The organism is uncultured Nitrospira sp., assembly GCA_902500695.1.
Taxonomy (GTDB): Bacteria; Nitrospirota; Nitrospiria; order Nitrospirales; family UBA8639; genus Nitrospira_E.
Map to the genome: position 1 here is coordinate 9149 of CABVRQ010000052.1, position 18737 is coordinate 27885.

Sequence of the window (18737 nt, forward strand, 5' to 3'; positions counted from 1 at the left end):
GACCACCGGCCTTGAAACCGCCACTGAATTTGCGTGGCAAACTTTCCATCCGAAGTGGAAAATTCCAATCCCTTATTGCCCCAGCCGACTCTGACGGGAAATTTCGCCTCAAGGGCTTTGATCTCTTCCTCAGCTTTCTTCTCTGATGCAGCCTCAATTTTGATCCATTCTTCTTTGGTGATGAGATTTTTTTCGCGTAAGACTTCAATTAGAGGTTCAATGGCCCAAGCACTTGTCTGCCAAAAAATGCATAGGCAGGTAAGGCCCATGAGTAATTTAACAACCTTCATGAATACTGCCTCCCTTTGTTGGAAAGACTGCGGGTGTAGAGAATAGATTGGATTTTTTCGTTCATATGTAAAGAGAGACTAGAGCAGGCGTATTACAGGCGTGTTAAGGGAAGGTCAAACGGATGTAAAAATGGAAAACTTCTCGTGCGATGAGGGCTGGGAGGGCAGACGACTTACCCACGAATACCGGAAATGTAGCCGGCGGTCAATGATTCTGTTGGGGATTCGAAGATTTGGCGTACGGGGCCTTGCTCCACGAGCTTCCCCACACCGTCAAATGACCAAAAAAAGGCGACATGATCGGCAATTCGGCGGGCCTGTGCGAGGTTATGCGTGACGATAAGAATTGTATAGTGACCCTGTAGACTATGGATCAGATCTTCAATGATTCCGCTGGAAATGGGATCTAATGCGCTGCACGGTTCATCCAGTAACAGCACCTCTGGAGATAATACTAATGCCCGTGCCAGGCAGAGCCTCTGTTGTTGGCCTCCTGATAAGCCTTGAGCCGGACGATCGAGCCGGTCCTTGATTTCATGCCAGAGCCCCACTTGCCGGAGGACGTGTTCTATGGTGGAGGCCAGACGCATGCGATCATACGTGCCATGTTCTCTAAGAGGGAGTTCAAGGTTTTTGCGGATTGAAAAAGGAAAGACGGTAGGTTTTTGGAAAATCATTCCGACGCTACGGCGCAGGTGGAGCAGATCCGTGTTTTGAGCCAGAATATCCAAATCACTCATATGCAGATGCCCTGAGACCTCGCATCCCGGAATCAAATCCGTCAAGCGATTGAGGCTCATGAGAAAACTGGTTTTGCCGCAACCAGACGGCCCCACCAGGGCGGTAATGCCTCCCCGATTGATTTCAAGGTCGACCTCTCCAAGAGCCTGCTGACCATGATAGGCGATGGAAAGATTTTCTGCGCGAATGTGGGTGACAGGCTCACAACGAGGATCGGTGAATTGGTAGGGGAGCGATGCTCTGAATCCCGGCCGTTCGTGTGGATCGGAAATTATGCGGGGAGTTGGTTGAATGACGTCCATCGTGAGGCAATCCAGGAAGCAAAAAAATTAATGATCAACAGTCCACTCACCAGGACAAGGGCTGTGGCGTAGGCATTGGGATTACCGCCGGCCACGTTCATCGCCAGATCGTAAATGTGCACTGCGAGGGAACGTCCGGAGTCCATCAAGGATTCCGGCATCCGGTTCACGTATCCGCTGGTGTAAATCAAGGCCGCGGTTTCTGCCATCGCCCGACCTACCCCCAGGATGCCTCCGACTAACAGGCCGGGAATGGCCGCAGGGAGGAAAATGGTTCGAATGATCGTTGACTTGGAAAGGCCAAGGGCAGTGGCGGAAAATCGCTGGTCTCGGGAAATGGCCCGAAAACTTTCCTCAACCGTGCGAATTAAAATAGGCAACACCATGCAGGCTAACGTCAGGCCTCCCGACAGAATGGAAAATCCTAATCCAAGGGCCTGGCAGAACAGGGCGTTTCCGAATAAGCCAAAGACAATGGAGGGGACTCCGGCCATCACGTCCAGCGAGCCTCTAATCAGTCGGCCGGAGACATGATCGTGGGGAGTATATTCTGAAAGAAACAATGCGGTCCCCAATCCCATCGGCACTGTCACCCCCATACATACGCCAATGATCAGTATGGTGGACATAAGGATCGGGCCGATTCCACCTTCCCGCCCGGCATTTTGCGGGGCGGAAAACACAAAGCTCCATGATAGGTGACTCCATCCGTGCCAGAGTAAATCACCCATCAACCAGAGAAAGGGGATAACCACCATGGTGGCCGCCGTCCATATGAGAGCGACAGCGCCGTATTCGTGAACATGTCTACTTTGTTGCGACATTGGTGTTTGTGTGGCGTAAGCCCTCTGCCAGAGCGACAAAAATGACGACGAGTCCCATGAGGAAGAGACCGCTGACAAATAGTGCTGCCCGATGATTGCCTAACGCGTAGGCCATTTCCAGGGCAATGTTTGCGGTCAACGTTCGGATTGGATCAAACAGATGAGAAGGGGTGCGCACTACGTTTCCACAGACCATCAACATGGCCATCGTTTCCCCGAGTGCCCGTGCCAATCCCAATAAAATACCGGTGCAGAGTCCCACTTTGGTTGTGGGAAGAATGACGTGCCGGATTATTGACCATCGGCTGAATCCTAAGGCGGTGGCGTTATGAATATACGCGGCTGGAATGTGGGCAATACTTGCGTGGGCGACTAACGTAATGGTTGGTATGATCATGAGCGTCAGGATGAGAATGCCGGCCAGGAGACTGGGACCGGGAGGATGCCACCGGCCGATGAGTGGGACCAGGACTACCAGGCCCCAGAAGCCAAATACGACGGAAGGAATCCCGGCTAAGAGTTCGATCATGCGGCGGTACCACCGGCCAAGAAAAGGAGGCGCATAAAAATGACAGAAAAGTGCTGAGAGAATTCCGAGCGGGGCGGCGAGAAGAACTGATCCGGCGGTGGTCAAGACGGTTCCCCATATCATGGGCGTCAGTAGAAAGAGGTCTTCGGTTGGATACCAGTCCGGATCGCTAAAAAATCGCGACACCCCTATCTGCTGAAGGGCAGGCCAGGCCTCTCGAATCAGGTATGCGACGACCAGTAGCAACAGTCCTCCCGCCAACGACGCCAGAAGACGGACACTCCATGAGAGAAGGTTCTCACTCGTGAAGTGGGACGAAATATTCCTTGAGGATGAGATCATTGACGGAAATGGACTGAGCGAAATCAATAAAGGTTTTAATAAGTCCTGCTGGAAGAGACTTTGTTACAAGTGTCAGGGGGCGGGAAAGGGGGAAAAGGCCTTCCCTGACCGTTTCGATCGAGGCTGGAATATGCTCTAAAGGCAAGAGTCGAATTGGTATGCCATCGGTGGCATCGTATTGTGCTGTGCCAATGGAGACATAGCCGATCGCATGGGGATTTCCAGCAACGGTCTTAATGCCTTGTTCGTTGTCTCCGATGACCACATGAGCGTGAATGTCACGATTGGATAATGTAAAATAGTGCAGAAATAATTCCAGCGTGGAGCGCCCCTCGGCCTTATTGACAACGGTTATGGGGGCATCAGATCCACCAACCTGGTTCCAGTTAGAAATATTCCCGGTATAGATGGATCGGATCTGATCATCGGTTAATTCCTGAACGGGATTGGCCGTGTGTAGAATGAGGGTGATGCCATCATTCGCAATGACTGCTCCATGCAGGTGTTGCTCTTGAGGCTTCAGAGCCCGGGAGGCCATACCAATGTCAGCTAATCCATTGATGGCATCAGCAATGCCGCGTGAAGAACCTCCGGTTTGCACGTCCACCCGGACACCTGGATGGCGTGCTTCAAATCGCTTCCCGATTTCGGACACCAGGGGAGCCATGGTACTGGAGCCGGTGATGACCAGTTTGTGGCCATCAGCATATGCGAGCGAGTGCTGCGACAGGGGTGTCGTGGAGAGTCCGCTTGTTATCGCGATGGCTCCGAAGATTGCAAGAAGGGAAAAGAGTCTTTGAATGGTTTTTATCATAGGTTTGCTGAAGGAAGCGAAGGCCGATCTTAATCAAAAGAGATTTTGCAACATCCAAGGTTGATGGCTTTACCGCTCGTAGAATCTGCGACATTTTCCGGGAGTGTGTAGATCATCGTTTTTCCCTCCCGGGTGGCCTCCACGAGATCGTTATCCCGTAACACAGCTAAATGATGGGATAACAAACTTTGTTCCACTTCCAATTGTTCCATCAATTCCCCGACATTTTTTGGTCCGGACATGAGGGCTTCAAGCACGCCAAGACGAGTTGGATCTGACAAAATTTTCAGTTTGCCGGCACAGTCCGGAGATGTGGTTTTTATTTTCATAAGACTGACGGGTATGGGTATCCTAAAATTTTGAGGTAAACGTATCTTAAATATGATTGCTAATTCATATGAACGGAATTTAATGTGAACTTTCGTTGAGAGTCAAGTCAATTGACGCAGACGTCACGGCAGTTTTTGCTTGACGCATGCATGTGTTCTGGATAGATCTGATGGGACCAAGTGGGTGAGGCATGCATCGGAAAGAGTTTCCCCGATCTGGATGTGTGTTTCTCCTTTCTGTGGGTAATGTGGGTATCCCTTAAAAATTAACTCGGTTGTAACATGCGTGAAACTTGCCTGACATCATTATGCGATACGGTATACCCTGAGCGGTAAATATGGGAAGGAAGAATAGCCCTCTTTCTGATGCGTAAGAATCGGATGGAACAATGGACGAATAACGCGGAAAATCTTTCAAGGAGAAGCGAACATGAAATTAGAGAGAATGACATTCCTTAGAGGTGGGTTCCTGATTTGGTTTCTGCTGCTGGGTGCCCCGGCTATGGGAGCAGACGACTTGTTTCCCGTTGTGGACGAACAGATACCTTCGTACTCTCCACAAAGGCGTGTGTCGGGGAAAGTCGAAATCAATGGGTCCAATACCATGACAACCATTTTGGAAGCCTGGAAAGACAAGCTGGGGAAAATCCATCCTGGCTTGGAGATCAGTCTGGAGACAGACGGGTCCAACACGGGCGTTGAATTATTAATAAAGGGGAAGACGAAGATAGCGGCCATGTCGCGCGAGATGAGTCTCCGGGAAATCGAGGAATTCACCAAAAAAGTAGGGTATGCACCCACGTCGGTTCCTGTTGCCGTCGATGCGTTTGCTATTTTTGTTCATAAGGATAATCCGCTCAACAACATCACGTTTCAACAATTGGATGCGTTGTTTTCCTCGGAGAGACTCCGAGGGGCTCCGGAGGCCATCGACACCTGGGGACAGCTGGGCCTTTCCGGAGTATGGGACAAAGCTTCCATTGTTTCTCACATTCGGGATGCGAAATCAGGTACCGGACAGTTTTTCAGGGAATTCGTCTTGTTGGATGGGAAAGATAAAGAGAGCAGCATTGTTCAACCTGGTGCCGCGTCCGTCGTTCATGCCGTCATGAATGATCCTTATGCCGTCGGCTATAGTGGAATCGGCTATCGCACCAATTCCGTTAAACCCTTACATGTGGCTGCCGTTGATGGCGATCCCTTTGTCGAGCCGACATTTCAGTCTGCGACGAATGGGTCCTATCCACTTCATCGAGTGTTATATCTCTATGTGAATGAACCCCCAAATAAGGAACATTCTCCCCTCCTCTCCGAAATTATTAAATTTGCGGTGAGTCTGGAAGGGCAGCAAGTGGTTGCGAAATCAGGATTTTTTCCGCTTCCTACCAAAGACCTGATTGCCTTGTCCGCAGCCTGGTCCAGTCCGCTGGCTTCGGTCTCTAACTCTAAATGACCGAAGGATCTCAAATAGTCAAACCGGGTATCAATGGAATTGAGGGACGCATGATTGCCAACCCTCCAAAATTCCTGCGCTGCCTGACGCCCCTAATTCTGGAGTTAATCCCCTGCTAAGGAACCGGGTGTCAGGCAGAATGAACGATATGACGCCGCCGCTCAATAGAATGAATAGCGCATACCGACATTCAGGGAAGTGCCCGTCGCAGTTTTTTTGATCTACCGGGAATTCTAAGGCGAATTTGGCAGAGGCTGCGGCAGATATTCACGAATCCTACTGTGAAATACTTCCTGTTGAAGGATCAGGATTACACGAGTGAAGGATGGGGAGCGGGGCTGACGTCCACGGACACGGCGAGAGTATGGTGTCCACCCCCAACCATGAAGCCATTAATCGGACTGACATCTCCATAGTCCCGTCCCCAGGCCAGGGTGATGTGTTCATCGCCGGGAATGATATTGTTGGTGGGATCAAAGTCGACCCAACCGAGGCCGGGACTCCATGCGGCTAACCAGGCATGGGAGGCATCGGCGCCCACCAGTTTTTCCTGTCCCGCAGGTGGATGCGTCAAAAGATATCCACTGATATACCGTGCGGGCAAACCAAGGCTGCGGAGTGCGGCGATTTCCAAATGCGCAAAGTCCTGGCAAACGCCTTTCCGTGAGGTGAGGACATCTTGAACCGGTGTGGACACCTCAGTCACACCTCCTTCGTACGTGAATTCCTGAAAAATTCGGCTGGTTAAATCCATGACTCCGGCCAGAAGCGGGCGCCCGGCTGGAAAACATTCACGAACAAAATCATACGTGGCATCGTCAACGGTGATATACGGGGAGTCATACATAAATTGTTGGGCTTCCAGATTCGGGGAATTCAACGGTCTCTGGAGTTGTTGGACGACTTGATCCCATGGCGGACTTTGATCTAACGGTATCGGATCAGGCTTTAGGACCTCCACTAAGGTTTTGGTTTCGACGATCAATTTAGGATGGGGCGTTTGAATGGTCAAATGGGTTATCGGATTCCCAAAATAGTCTATGCCTTCTGAACGGACAGACGGCGTGGGATCAAACGTCATCGTCGATCGAAGGCAATGTTGTCGGGGATGGGACCGGGGGGTGAGGCGCAACACATGATGAGAAATGGCAACCGGCTGGCTGTAGGCGAAGGTGGTCCTGTGAGTGACGTGATATTTCACGGAATGCCCTCGAGCCATTGAGGCCCGGAAATACGTTGGGCCAATGAATGACTGAAAAAGGTATGCGCCACGACATCGGAGAGTTGATGCACGTGTTGATCCAGTTGTTTGAGCAGTCGTTCCAGATGGACTCGCGCTCCGGTTTTTGTCGTGAGTTGAGCGAGTTCCATCATGTCGGCCAGTCGAATATCCGTGCACCCGCGTGTGGTAATCCTTAGTGCCGGGTTGATGGAAGCCGAGGCTTCTTCTCGAGGCAACGCGTTGATGTGTGCCTCGATCGTCGATAATTGGAAAATAATAGAACGGGGGTTGGTGTCATCGGCCAACAGTAAATCCAGGACCGCTGCAAGTTTGGCTTCAGCCTTGTATCGGGTTCGGTAGGTAATGGAGGCGTCGGCTAATTCCAGAAGCAGATTGAGAGCACCGGTGGTTTCCGGCGTTCCCCGTGAGGCTAAATGACGGATGAGTTTGGATAAATGTCTCACTCGTTCCAGGCGCCGTCCCATTTCCAAGAAACGCCAGGCATAGCTGCGGGTCATATTTTCCATGACCATGCCGTTGAGTGCGGCCAAATGTTGAATCATCCGGCTCAGCAGGCGAATGGCGTCATCGATGCTTTGTCCTTTTGTCTGCGCCCATTCCTTTGGCACGCTGGTGAGTTCCATTAAAATATTCCAGGTGTCGAGAGACAACCGGTGGCGGACCAGTTCTGCGGTGCGTCGCACATTCTGGAGAATGGTTGCCAAGCCGTCCGGTGAATCCGGGTCAAATAAAATCGTTCGAAGTTCTGCTTCTACCGCGCCCGCTCCGCCTTCCACAGCACGTTTGGCCCGACGGGGCGATAAATGTTTTTGCATCACGAGGAGGGAAACCAAACGATGCAGGGTCTCGGGATCATCTCCGATTCCCGCCTCGCCGCTCATGCGTGACACCAGGCTTCGTAATAAACGGATCGCGCCTTCAGCGCGTTCGGTGTAACGGCCCAGCCAGAAAAGATTGTCAGCGGTTCGACTGGGCAGATCCCGTCCTCCTCGTCGAAGCTGAAGCGTTTGATGGGGAAGTGTGACGGCTGCCGGGATATCAAGAGGACCATTCGATTTTACCCATGTGTCTTTACTGAAATCCCCGGGTTCATGCCAGTGACCACGGGGATCCGATCGAACCGACACGCGAGCAAGTCCGCCCGGCATGACGGTATAGCCGTCTTTCGTGGCTGTCAGATAAATGCGGACGGTCATCGGGGCGGGTTTGAGTTCATCCTGAGACGTCCAAAATGGAGTAGTGGATGGGGAAACGATTTCCCGTCCTACGTACTCATGCCCACGCCGGTCAATGGCTTGAGCCAGGGCTCTGCGATCTTGTTCATTCAGGTCAGGCCCGAAGGAAGACAGACGGTCGTGGGTGAGGCCCCGCTTGGGGGTTAATACGCGACGAATTAACAAGTGGTCCATATTGTCGAGCACGTAGGCCCGTTCGTTGGCTTGTCCACACCACCAGGTGGCGACACTGGGAATTTTAAGCCCTTCGCCAAAAAAGAATTTTGATAACGTCGGCAGAAAGCTTAAGAGGACTTCGCTTTCGATCAATCCGCTTCCGAGCGCGTTGGCCATCGTAACGTGTCCGGCTCGAATGGCTTGGAGTAGCCCTGGAACACCTGTCGTGGATTCGGTCATCAATTCGAGGGGATCGCACAGGTCCGAATAAATCCGCCGCAAGACCAGATCAACTGGTTTCAGACCATCGACCGTTTTCAGGAACAGCCGTTCATCGCGTACGGTCATGTCCGACCCTTCGACGATCGGGTATCCCAGATACCGAGCCAGGTACGCATGTTCAAAATACGCCATGTTTTCTGGGCCTGGTGAGAGCACTACCGCCATGGGATCTTCCCGTTGGGAAAACTGGCGAAAGCTCTCGCTGAAGGTCTGGAAAAAGGAAGAGAGTCGTTGGACCTGTGTCCGGGCAAACAGATTGGGTAAAGACCTTGAGACGATAATGCGATTTTCGAGGGCGAATCCGGCGCCGGTGGGCGCTTCGGTGCGGTCCCGCAAGACCCACCAATTTCCGTCCGGTGCCCGCGCCACATCGAATGCCAGGAAATGTAAGTAAGTGCCTCCCGCCACCGGTACGCCGTGACAGGGCTGCAAAAACTGGGGATTTCCAAACACGACAGCAGGGGGTAACGTTCCATTTTTCAGCAATTGTTGCGGGCCATACAAATCGCTCAAGATATGGTTGAGGAGGCGGGCTCGTTGAATCAGCCCTGATTCGAGGTGTTGCCATTCCTCCTGGCTGATCAACAGGGGAAATAAGTCAAGTTGCCAGGGTCTGTCAGATTGTCGTCCATTCTGACTGGCAAGATACGTCATGCCGTCATCTTTCAACATTCGTGTGGCAGTTTCGTGAGCCTGACGGCGTTGAGCGGCCTCCAGGCTCTCGAATTGATTCAACAGATTCTGCCAGTGCGGACGGACGGACCCGTCTGACGCCACGAGTTCATCAAAGGTATCCGGCTGAGGCGGGTACATCGTTGAGGGCTGGGAAAGGGAATCCGGTGGTTCGGGAGAAAGGGAGGCCGCCATGGAATCCATCAGAGTGTTTTTCGTCGAGGGATGATCAAAATTACCTTACCGTTTCCTGAATACACTGTCCACTGTAAGAGATTAGGCCTGCCATCGGAGATCGAGCGTGTAAGGAAATTCCGGGCGAGAAGTATCCGGCGGTTCGGTATAGGGTCCGGCGGTATGACCAAAGGAATGAAATCTGGCCAAACGCCGGCTTTCGGCTTCATAGGCATTGACGGGGAAATGTTCAAAATTCCGTCCGCCCGGATGAGCCACATGGTAGGTACACCCGGCAACTGCCCGCCCGGCCCATTGATCGTAAATGTCGAAAGTCAGCGGTGCATCAACCCCGATTTTGGGATGCAAACAGTTTGGAGGCTGCCAGGCCCTGTACCGGACGCCGCCGACCGTTTCTCCCTGCCGTCCAGTTGGTGTCATGGGTACGCGTTTGCCATTGCAGGCGATGATATAACGGTTTTCGGTTGAGCCGGACAGTTTGATCTGTAGACGTTCGACCGAAGAATCCACATATCGTACAGTGCCTCCAGGGGCTCCTTGCTCTCCCATCACATGCCAGGGTTCCAGAGCCTGCCGAACTTCCATGACCAGACTGCCATAGTTGATCGAACCAAAGAGCGGAAAACGAAACTCCAGGTGAGGCGCGAACCAGTCTTTCTGCAGCTCGTACCCGGCGGAGTTCATCTCATGGATGACCTCATGGAGATCCTGAGCGAGGAAGTGGGGGAGCATAAAGCGATCATGAAGCTGGGTGCCCCATCGAACAAGGTTTCCATGGTCCGGAGACTTCCAAAAACGCGCAACGAGCGCAAGGAGGAGGACCTGTTGAGCCAAACTCATGCGTTCATGGGGCGGCATCTCGAAGGCCCGGAATTCCACCAATCCGAGTCGACCGGTCGGGCCATCCGGCGAATAAAGTTTGTCGATACAAATTTCCGTGCGATGAGTATTCCCGGTGACATCAATGAGCAAATTTCGAAAGATCCGATCGACCAGCCATGGCGGCGGCGGTGCTCCGATATTGGGGGCGGGAACCTGAGCAAATCCCAGTTCCAGTTCATACAAGGAATCATGCCGGGCTTCATCGATGCGGGGAGCCTGACTGGTTGGGCCGATGAAGAGGCCGGAAAAAACATAGGAGAGGGACGGGTGACGTTGCCAGTAAGCGATCAGGCTGCGCAGGAGATCGGGCCGACGCAGAAAGGGGCTGTCGGCAGGCGTGCCGCCTCCCATGACCACATGATTGCCGCCACCGGTTCCGGTGTGTCGTCCATCCAACATGAACTTTTCCGTGCCTAATCGACAGAGCCTCGCCTCTTCATAGATGGCCGTAGTAATCGCAACCATGTCCGACCAATTTTTTGCGGGATGGATATTTACCTCGAGCACTCCAGGATCGGGAGTAATCTTTAAGACGTTTATGCGAGGGTCATAGGGGGGCGTGTAACCTTCCAAGTGAAGAGGCTGCTTCAATTCCGCAGCGGTATCTTTAATCACGGTGACCAGATCAAGATAATCTTCAGCCGATTCGAGTGGCGGCATGAACACGCAGAGATGTCCGTTGCGAGGCTCCACCGTGAGAGACGCGCGGACGACACCTCCTGCACCGATACCGCTCTTCTGTCCCATGATGACTTGAGCCGGTTCATGTTGCCCGTCTTCTCCCTGTTGTTTTTGAAGCCGTTGTTCCTGAAGGGAGGATTGTTGAACCGGATCGGGTAAGGGCCCCCGTATGTCGAATGGGTCCGTCGGAATAATGTAGGGATAGTCTTTGGGATCTAGGACCGGTAATGATGGTAAGGGCAAACGAAAGCCGATCGGCGAGTCACCAGGGACCAAAAACAGGTGTTGACTACGGGTGGTCCACGTAGCGGTGACCCATCGACGTTGTCCGTCCTTTGCATTCCAGCGTTGCAATGGCAGGACATAGCCGGCTGGTTTGCCCAGGCCACGTTCATACACCTTGGCGAGCCGGGCACGGGCCATGGGGTCGTCGAGATTATTGGTGGCCGGTTCGAGATTTTCCGGCAGCTTGCGTTCCTGACCGATGAAATGCCATGGATCTTCATAGACGGGTTGAATGGTTTTGGTGCCCACCTCCACCCGTTTGGCGATTCCTTGAATTAAGTGGTTGGCATCATCAGCGGAGACGTCCGAGGCCTCATTCTCTTCCGCAAAGAGTTGGTCCTCCTGCCAGATCGGTTTTCCATCCTGCCGCCAATAGAGGCTAAAGGCCCAGCGTGGCAACGGTTCGCCGGGATACCATTTTCCCTGGCCAAAGTGCAGAAGGCCTCCAGGGGCAAAGCGCTCCCGTAAGCGTTTAATGAGATTCGCCGCCAAGGGCCGTTTCGTGTCACCGACGGCCTCGGTATTCCATTCAGGCGCATCAGGATGATCAATGGAGATAAAGGTGGGTTCCCCTCCGATGGTAAGGCGTACATCGTTGGCCGCCAATTCCGTATCCAGTTGCTGTCCAAATTGATCAATCGCCTGCCATTGTTCTTCTGTGTAGGGCTTCGTCACCCGTGGCGTTTCTACAATACGGGTGACCGACATCTCGTGGGAAAACGTCGTTTCGCAAATCTCCATCACTCCACTAATTGGCGCAGCATTCAACGGGTGAGGTGTGCAGGCCAGAGGGATGTGCCCTTCTCCGGCCAACAGGCCGGACGTGGCATCCAGTCCCACCCACCCGGCTCCAGGCAGATAGGCCTCTACCCAGGCATGAAGGTCTGTGAAGTCCCGTTCGGCACCAGATGGACCATCCAACGATTTCACGTCGGCGACAAGCTGAATTAAATAGCCGGAAACGAATCGACTGGCAATGCCCAGGTGGCGAAGGATCTGCACGAGGAGCCAACCGGTGTCCCGGCACGACCCACGGCCAAGTTCCAGCGTCTCATCAGGGGTTTGCACGCCGGGTTCCATACGGACGACATAGTCGATTTGAGCCTTGAGTTGCTGATTGAGATTCATGAGAAAGGGAACGGTAGGATCTCCGTGTGGCGCGGTGAATTGTCGCAGCCATTCTTGCAGTCGAGGGCCCGGTGGTTCTTTGGCCAAAAACGGCAGCAGGTCCTCTTTGACCAGAGGATCATAGTTGAAGGGAAGTGTCTCGGCGTCAGGCTCCAGAAAAAAGTCAAAGGGGTTATAGACGACCATGTCGGCGACAAGGTCGACTTCCACATGAAATTCCCTAACTTTTTCAGGGTAGATAATCCGAGCCAGATAGTTGCCGTGTGGATCCTGTTGCCAGTTCAGGAAATACCCGGTTGGCTCAATCTTGAGTGCGTAACTCAGAATGGGCGTCCGGCTATGGGGAGCCGGCCGCAGCCGGATGACGTGAGGTCCCATCTGAACGGGACGATCGTAGCGATAATGAGTTTGATGATTGAGTGCGACGTGGAGTGCCATGAAGAATCAATAGCCTATGGAATATCTGTGTTGGTGAAAGGATAATGGAAAAATGCCATGACCATCTTCACAAGACCGATTGAAGAATCTTAGCACTCTCCCTAATAGTTTTGCATCATTCAACTCGATGCGACTGTGTAATCACCAATCCGAGACAAGCGTTGAATGATCTGTATCCTATTGTTGAAATTGCCATTGTGCCGGTCGGCTATGTTACAGTCTTTTTCGTAAATTCCGGCGAGATAGTTTTTTGGCGAGAGGCCACTGATCAAAGGATAGGGTTGTGAAATCGTTATTTGATCGCTATCAGATGAAATCAGGTTTCGATGAAATGTTTGAGTCGTCAGGCGTTCCGCGTCCTCATTATCGTCGTCTCGTTGAACGGTTACGGAATTTCTCCTCCAAAGATCTGGAATTAAAGCGGCGTCAGGCCGATCAGGCTTTTTTGCGGCAGGGCATTACCTTTACTGTCTATGGCGATCTCCAGCAAACAGAGAAAATTTTTCCTTTTGATCTGATGCCACGGATCATCCCGGATCTTGAATGGCGAGTTATTGAAGAGGGGATTCGTCAGCGCGTCATGGCCTTGAATATGTTTTTAGTGGACTTGTATAGCGATCAAAGGATTCTTAAGGATCAGGTGGTGCCTCGCGAACTCATAGAAAGTTCCGTGCATTTTCAGAAAGATTTAGTGGGTTTTTGTCCGCCCAAAGAGGTGTTCATCCATGTATCGGGGATTGATTTAATTCGGAACCATGAAGGCCAGTATTATGTCCTGGAGGATAATCTCCGGACACCATCAGGCGTGTCGTATGTCCTGGAAAACCGATTGGTCATGAAGCAATTGTTTCCCAACCTGTTTTCCGACATGCAAGTCCGACCTGTCGATCAGTATCCGACGCAACTCCTGGAGAATCTCAAGTGGCTGGCTCCCCTTGGCAAGGAAAATCCGACCGTTGTTCTCCTGACTCCCGGTGTGTTTAATTCCGCCTACTTTGAGCATTGCTTTTTGTCCTTGCAAATGGGGATTCAAATGGTGGAAGGCCGGGATCTTGTCGTGGAATCTGATGATAAGGTCTATATGAAGACCACCCAAGGTCTCCAACAGGTGGATGTGATTTATCGGCGGGTGGATGATGCCTTCCTCGATCCGGAAGTGTTTCGCAAGGATTCCGTATTAGGCGTTCCCGGCCTGGTCAGGGCCTATCGGGCAGGGAATGTGGGCTTGGCCAATGGCATCGGGAACGGGATCGCAGACGATAAGGCGGTCTATACCTTTGTGCCGAAGATGATCGACTACTACTTAAACGAGACACCCATTCTGCAAAATGTCCCGACCTATTTGTGCGGAAATCCGGAAGACCGGAAGTATGTGTTGGAACATCTCGGGTCGTTGGTCGTCAAAGCCGTGGCGGAATCAGGCGGATACGGGATGTTGATGGGACCCAGTTCGACCAAAGCCGAGCAGGAGGAGTTTCGGAAGAAAATAGAGACGGACCCGCGAAGCTACATTGCCCAGCCTGTGGTGACTCTCTCGCATCATCCCTGTATCGTAGACGGGGAGGAACACATGAGATTGGTCGGGCGACATGTCGACCTTCGGCCGTTTGTGCTCTGGGGGGAGGAGATTTCCTTGTCCTTGGGAGGGTTGACCCGTGTGGCCTTAAAAGAAGGCTCCCTGGTGGTGAACTCTTCGCAAGGCGGGGGAAGTAAGGACACGTGGGTGCTCTATGGGGATGAATAAACCATGTTGAGCCGAACGGCAGAGTCGTTTTTCTGGATCGGGCGCTCGGTGGAGCGCGCCGAATATACGGCCAGGTTTGTGAATGTGCATTTTCATTTGCTCACCGAGATTGCGACCCGGGAAGACCAGGCCAACATCTGGACTCGATATTTAGAGGATACCGGGGAGCTTGAGGCCTATACAAAAATTTTCGGGGAAGTCCAGACCCGGCCGGTCATGGAATTTGTCACGCTCTCCAGGGACAATCCGAATTCGCTGACGAATCTCATTGCGGCCGCCAGAAACAGCGCCCGCGGGATCCAGGATCAGTTGTCCAGCGAGGTTTGGCATTTTATGAATGATTTTTATCTCAGCCTCAAAGGAAAGACAGAGCTTGATCTGTGGTCGGATACATACGATTTGCTCAGGTATGTGCGGAACACCTGCTACACCCTGGACGGAGTTGTCGGTAGCACGATGGTACACGATGAGGGATGGAACTTTTACCGGTTGGGACTGAACATTGAGCGGGGTGGACGGACGGCCCGACTCATTGATATTCCTGTACTGAGTGATCCCACAACTGAACCCAGGAGAATTTCCGAATATCATCAATGTTTAGCTGCGTTGAAATCGGCCAGCGCCTTCGAGGCCTATCGGAAATTTTACTCCGCACAGTTGGTGCCGAAACGAATCGTGGAGTTTCTCCTTTTTCATGACAAATTTCCTCGATCCGTCCGGTACACGACGGCGCAAATCAGTAAAGTCGTGGAACGATTGGCCGGAAGTAGTCGACGGGCTGAAACCCGTCAGGCGATCCGATTAAGTGGGGCCCTGGCGGCGGATCTGGAATTCGGCAGTTTACAAGAAGTCTATTCCACAGGCTTGTCGCCTTTTCTGACCCAGGTGCTTGAGCATTTTGACCAGATTGCCAACTTGATCGCGCTGGCATTTTTTCGCACGAGTGGCTATTCCACCCCTTCTCAATCTCAATCCCAAACCCAATCAGTGTGAGACTCAACTGTGGGAGAGGATAACGTCCCGTGGGATGTGTCATTACTAATTGTCCGGGTCATAACCACCCAGGTTTAATCATAGGAGGTCATCATGAAACAATGGTTCTTGTTCGGTCTTGTGCTCATCGCCGTTTGTCTGACTATCCCAGGCACCCCTGCCTTGGCCGATTTCGATGATGGATCGAAGATTTCAATCACGTCGCCGAAGGATGGCGCTATAGTGGGGGACACCTTTGAACTGACATACGAACTTGTCAAAGGTTCCCAGGCCGCGCATGGCCATGTCTATCTTGACGGGGAACCCCAAAAAAAATTCCCAGGCACATTCAAGGGCCTGAGCAAGGGCAAGCACGAAATCAAGGTGCAGGCCGCGACCCACGATCACGACTATCTTGCAGCAACCGACAGCATCTCAGTGACGGTTCAGTAACCAGCCAACAGTTGGAGGAGGCCGGGGCCTCCCCCCAAATAACCCGTGGGCTGTGAGGTCGCGATGTGACATGACGTGGAGGGATGGTGGTCAAAGGATCAATGTCAGTCCGTACAGTAGGCTCATTTCACACAATCTGATGCACTGGATTGAATGCCGGATCAGGTTGCTGGATTCACTAAGTAGATTATTGTGACCATGAAAAATAGACGGACACCTGGCCAGCTCCTGAACGTTTTTAATATGCCCTGGTATTTCCTCCATGCATTGAAGGATGACGACTCGCCGGCGATTGCGAGGTACGTGAAAATTCCTTTTCGATCTCCTTTCTACGACTGACTTTTTCCTCGTCCCGTTTCATGGACCAGAGAACGCCGCTGAACTGCCTGCTGAAGCTCCGGCGCAGGCACTGCGGCATTTTTCAACACTCCCGGATACTCTCCTCTGTCCTTACTTGTCCTCTTTGCTTCACTGGGGTAAGCTTCCCCCGTTTTCTTGACAAGGCCTTGCCATCTCAATAACCAGGCGAGTAGCGAATCATTGGTATTTGGATTGACCGATCAGCATCTCAACCGATCATGTCTGAATTATCTATCCTCCTGATTATCCCTCCTCTGACCCAACTCAATACGCCCTATCCGTCCACGGCCTATTTGACGGGGTTTTTGCGGTCACAAGGGTATCGCACGCATCAGGCTGATGTCGGCATTGAGATGGTGTTGGCCCTGTTCTCCCGTGGGGGTTTGAGCCGGGTTTTTACCGAACTCCGGAAGACCCCACTTGACGAATTGCCTGGTGAAGCGCGGCAAATGCTGAGCCTGGAGCGGGCGTATGTCGAGACAATTAACCCGGTGATTAGCTTTTTGCAGGGTCGAAATCCCACCTTGGCTTCGCGCATCTGTCAGGGCACGTTCCTTCCGCAAGGTCCACGCTTTGCCTCGAAGGATTCAGAAGACCAGGACGGGATACATCGTTCACACAATCAAGCCGACCAGGCCAAACATCTGGCAACCTTGTATCTCGAAGACCTTGCCGACCTGGTTCAGGCGACCATTGCGCCACACTTTGCGTTGAGTCGCTATGCCGAATCCATTGCCATGCAGGCGAATTCCTATGATCGTCTTGAAGAAGCCCTGGCCCAACCCATGAGTCTCACGGATGAGTGGATGGTCGAAGCGCTCTGGCAGCATGTGGACCGGCATCAACCCGCTATCGTCGGATTGTCGGTGCCGTTTCCCGGCAATCTGTATGGCGCACTTCGGATGGGCCAACAATTACGGCGCAGAAGACCGGAAATCAAGGTGGTGCTGGGGGGAGGGTATCCCAATACGGAGTTGCGCCGGCTGCAGGAACCCCGACTGTTTGAATGCGTTGATTTCGTGACGCTTGACGATGGAGAGCGGCCCTTCCTCTGTCTGTTGGAATACCTGGAGGGGAAACGGAGAGAGTCCGATCTGTGCCGGACGTTTCTTCGTTCAGGGAAGAATGTCGTCTGGCAGAACGGAGCCAGCGAGCCGGACGTTTCGCAGGTTGATGTGGGAACCCCGACCTACGACGGATTACATCTCAATCAGTATATTTCCGTGCTGGATACCTTGAATCCCATGCATCGGCTCTGGTCCGATGGACATTGGAATAAATTGACGGTGGCGCATGGGTGTTATTGGAAGCAATGTACGTTCTGTGATGTGGGACTGGATTACATCGGCCGGTACGAAGTCTCACCGGGCGAATTGTTGGTGGATCGTATCGAAGCCCTGATCGCTGAAACGGGAAGCCGCGGGTTTCACTTCGTGGATGAGGCCGCTCCACCAGCGGGATTAAAAAACCTGGCGCTGTCTCTGCTTGAACGGGAAGTCACCATTTCCTGGTGGGGAAATGTCCGGTTTGAACCGGCGTTTACGCCGGACCTCTGCCGTCTGCTGGCCGCCTCCGGTTGCATCGCCTTGAGCGCCGGCTTGGAAGCGGCGTGCGATCGTCTGCTGGCCTTGGTCAAAAAAGGGATCACTGTTGACCAAACGGTTCGGGTGGTGCAGGCCTGCCGGAACGCGGAGATTCTGGTACATGCCTATCTCATGTATGGAATTCCCAGTGAGACGATCGGTGAAACCATTGAAAGCCTCGAACGTGTGCGCCAATTATTTGCGCATGACCTCATTCAATCAGCCTTCTGGCATCGCTTTACGACGACTGCTCACAGTCCCATCGGCTTACATCCCCAAGCCTATGGTATTCAACTTATCGGACCCGAGTTCGGAGGGTTTGCGGAAAATGATCTGGTTCATGTGGATGCTCTGGCGTCTATGCCGGAATGGATTGGAGAGGGCCTGCGTGCGGCGCTGTGGCATTACAAAGAAGGGATGGAATTGACCCGGGATGTCAGGGAATGGTTTCCGGAGCCGGTCCCGAAACCAAAGGTCAAACGTACCTGGGTCAAACAGATTTTAGAGTTGGAAGAGCGAGAAGACCATTCCAGGTTAGAGCGAAAATTCGTCTGGATCGGTGGGCAGCCGGATGTCGATCGAGGTAATGGCGAGCAATACAGAATCATGTTGCCGAACCGAACCACAGATGAAGAAGTGAGGTTGAAGCGCGGCCAGGGGGAATGGTTACTCAATCTGATCGAACGCGCCGTCCCGGTTCATCAATCGGGGGGACATCGATATCCTATTTATAAGGAAGTTCGAGCAGGCTTCCCGTTTGGCGGACCAAAGGGGTTTGATAAGTGGTGGCAGTCAGCCTCAGCC

14 protein-coding genes are annotated in these 18737 nt (G+C 52.6%); 5 read left to right on the forward strand and 9 right to left on the reverse strand.

Annotated features, from left to right (window positions below):
* The 6 genes from AAH187_RS13100 to AAH187_RS13125 form a co-directional block, all read right to left on the reverse strand.
* A partial coding sequence (locus AAH187_RS13100) for a hypothetical protein (RefSeq protein ID WP_342348909.1) occupies positions 1–290 on the reverse strand: 290 nt, incomplete at its 3' end.
* Positions 291–463: 173 nt separating this feature from the next.
* Positions 464–1333 carry an ATP-binding cassette domain-containing protein gene (locus AAH187_RS13105; RefSeq protein ID WP_342348910.1) on the reverse strand — a complete coding sequence of 290 codons (870 nt, stop codon included), beginning with the start codon at positions 1331–1333 and terminating at the stop codon, positions 464–466.
* Positions 1303–2091 carry a phosphate ABC transporter permease PstA gene (gene pstA, locus AAH187_RS13110; protein ID WP_342348911.1) on the reverse strand — a complete coding sequence of 263 codons (789 nt, stop codon included), beginning with the start codon at positions 2089–2091 and terminating at the stop codon, positions 1303–1305. Before pstA ends, AAH187_RS13105 begins: the two co-directional genes overlap by 31 nt.
* Positions 2092–2140: 49 nt before the next feature.
* Positions 2141–3028 carry a phosphate ABC transporter permease subunit PstC gene (gene pstC, locus AAH187_RS13115; RefSeq protein WP_342348912.1) on the reverse strand — a complete coding sequence of 296 codons (888 nt, stop codon included), beginning with the start codon at positions 3026–3028 and terminating at the stop codon, positions 2141–2143.
* Positions 2985–3842, reverse strand: a complete 858-nt coding sequence (locus tag AAH187_RS13120; RefSeq protein ID WP_342348913.1) for a phosphate ABC transporter substrate-binding protein — start codon at positions 3840–3842, stop codon at positions 2985–2987. The genes pstC and AAH187_RS13120 overlap by 44 nt, the downstream gene beginning before the upstream one ends.
* A gap of 29 nt (positions 3843–3871) precedes the next feature.
* Positions 3872–4171, reverse strand: coding sequence for a metalloregulator ArsR/SmtB family transcription factor (locus AAH187_RS13125; RefSeq protein ID WP_342348914.1), 300 nt, complete (start codon positions 4169–4171; stop codon positions 3872–3874).
* A gap of 430 nt (positions 4172–4601) precedes the next feature.
* On the opposite strand from AAH187_RS13125, the gene AAH187_RS13130 reads away from it, so the two are divergent.
* A complete protein-coding gene (locus AAH187_RS13130; protein ID WP_342348915.1) occupies positions 4602–5624 on the forward strand; it encodes a phosphate ABC transporter substrate-binding protein in 1023 nt (340 codons plus the stop codon).
* A gap of 310 nt (positions 5625–5934) precedes the next feature.
* On the opposite strand, the gene AAH187_RS13135 is transcribed toward AAH187_RS13130, so the two are convergent.
* The 3 genes from AAH187_RS13135 to AAH187_RS13145 form a co-directional block, all read right to left on the reverse strand.
* Positions 5935–6825 (reverse strand): transglutaminase family protein, encoded by an 891-nt coding sequence (locus tag AAH187_RS13135; protein ID WP_342348916.1) that lies wholly within the window; start codon positions 6823–6825, stop codon positions 5935–5937.
* Positions 6822–9416: a circularly permuted type 2 ATP-grasp protein gene (locus AAH187_RS13140; RefSeq protein ID WP_342348917.1), complete on the reverse strand. Its 2595-nt coding sequence runs from the start codon at positions 9414–9416 to the stop codon at positions 6822–6824. The genes AAH187_RS13135 and AAH187_RS13140 overlap by 4 nt, the downstream gene beginning before the upstream one ends.
* Before the next feature lie 72 nt (positions 9417–9488).
* Complete coding sequence (locus AAH187_RS13145; RefSeq protein WP_342348918.1) at positions 9489–12821, reverse strand: transglutaminase family protein; 3333 nt, start codon at positions 12819–12821, stop codon at positions 9489–9491.
* A 283-nt stretch (positions 12822–13104) separates the two neighbouring features.
* Between AAH187_RS13145 and AAH187_RS13150 the strand changes: the two genes are divergently transcribed.
* From AAH187_RS13150 to AAH187_RS13165, 4 genes are all read left to right on the forward strand, one after another.
* Positions 13105–14565, forward strand: coding sequence for a circularly permuted type 2 ATP-grasp protein (locus AAH187_RS13150; RefSeq protein ID WP_342348919.1), 1461 nt, complete (start codon positions 13105–13107; stop codon positions 14563–14565).
* A gap of 3 nt (positions 14566–14568) precedes the next feature.
* Positions 14569–15558 carry an alpha-E domain-containing protein gene (locus AAH187_RS13155; protein WP_342348920.1) on the forward strand — a complete coding sequence of 330 codons (990 nt, stop codon included), beginning with the start codon at positions 14569–14571 and terminating at the stop codon, positions 15556–15558.
* Positions 15559–15651: 93 nt separating this feature from the next.
* Positions 15652–15990, forward strand: a complete 339-nt coding sequence (locus tag AAH187_RS13160; protein ID WP_342348921.1) for a hypothetical protein — start codon at positions 15652–15654, stop codon at positions 15988–15990.
* A gap of 578 nt (positions 15991–16568) precedes the next feature.
* On the forward strand, positions 16569–18737 hold a 2169-nt coding region (locus tag AAH187_RS13165), incomplete at its 3' end, for a radical SAM protein (protein WP_342348922.1).

What these genes read in the sequence shown, in the direction of transcription:
- AAH187_RS13140 (WP_342348917.1), bottom strand. Translation starts at nt 9,416, where the DNA reads ATGGATTCCATGGCGGCCTCCCTTTCTCCCGAACCACCGGATTCCCTT.
- AAH187_RS13125 (WP_342348914.1), bottom strand. Translation starts at nt 4,171, where the DNA reads ATGAAAATAAAAACCACATCTCCGGACTGTGCCGGCAAACTGAAAATT.
- AAH187_RS13160 (WP_342348921.1), top strand. Translation starts at nt 15,652, where the DNA reads ATGAAACAATGGTTCTTGTTCGGTCTTGTGCTCATCGCCGTTTGTCTG.
- AAH187_RS13155 (WP_342348920.1), top strand. Translation starts at nt 14,569, where the DNA reads ATGTTGAGCCGAACGGCAGAGTCGTTTTTCTGGATCGGGCGCTCGGTG.
- AAH187_RS13145 (WP_342348918.1), bottom strand. Translation starts at nt 12,821, where the DNA reads ATGGCACTCCACGTCGCACTCAATCATCAAACTCATTATCGCTACGAT.
- pstA (WP_342348911.1), bottom strand. Translation starts at nt 2,091, where the DNA reads ATGGTGGTTATCCCCTTTCTCTGGTTGATGGGTGATTTACTCTGGCAC.
- AAH187_RS13105 (WP_342348910.1), bottom strand. Translation starts at nt 1,333, where the DNA reads ATGGACGTCATTCAACCAACTCCCCGCATAATTTCCGATCCACACGAA.
- AAH187_RS13120 (WP_342348913.1), bottom strand. Translation starts at nt 3,842, where the DNA reads ATGATAAAAACCATTCAAAGACTCTTTTCCCTTCTTGCAATCTTCGGA.
- AAH187_RS13130 (WP_342348915.1), top strand. Translation starts at nt 4,602, where the DNA reads ATGAAATTAGAGAGAATGACATTCCTTAGAGGTGGGTTCCTGATTTGG.
- pstC (WP_342348912.1), bottom strand. Translation starts at nt 3,028, where the DNA reads ATGATCTCATCCTCAAGGAATATTTCGTCCCACTTCACGAGTGAGAAC.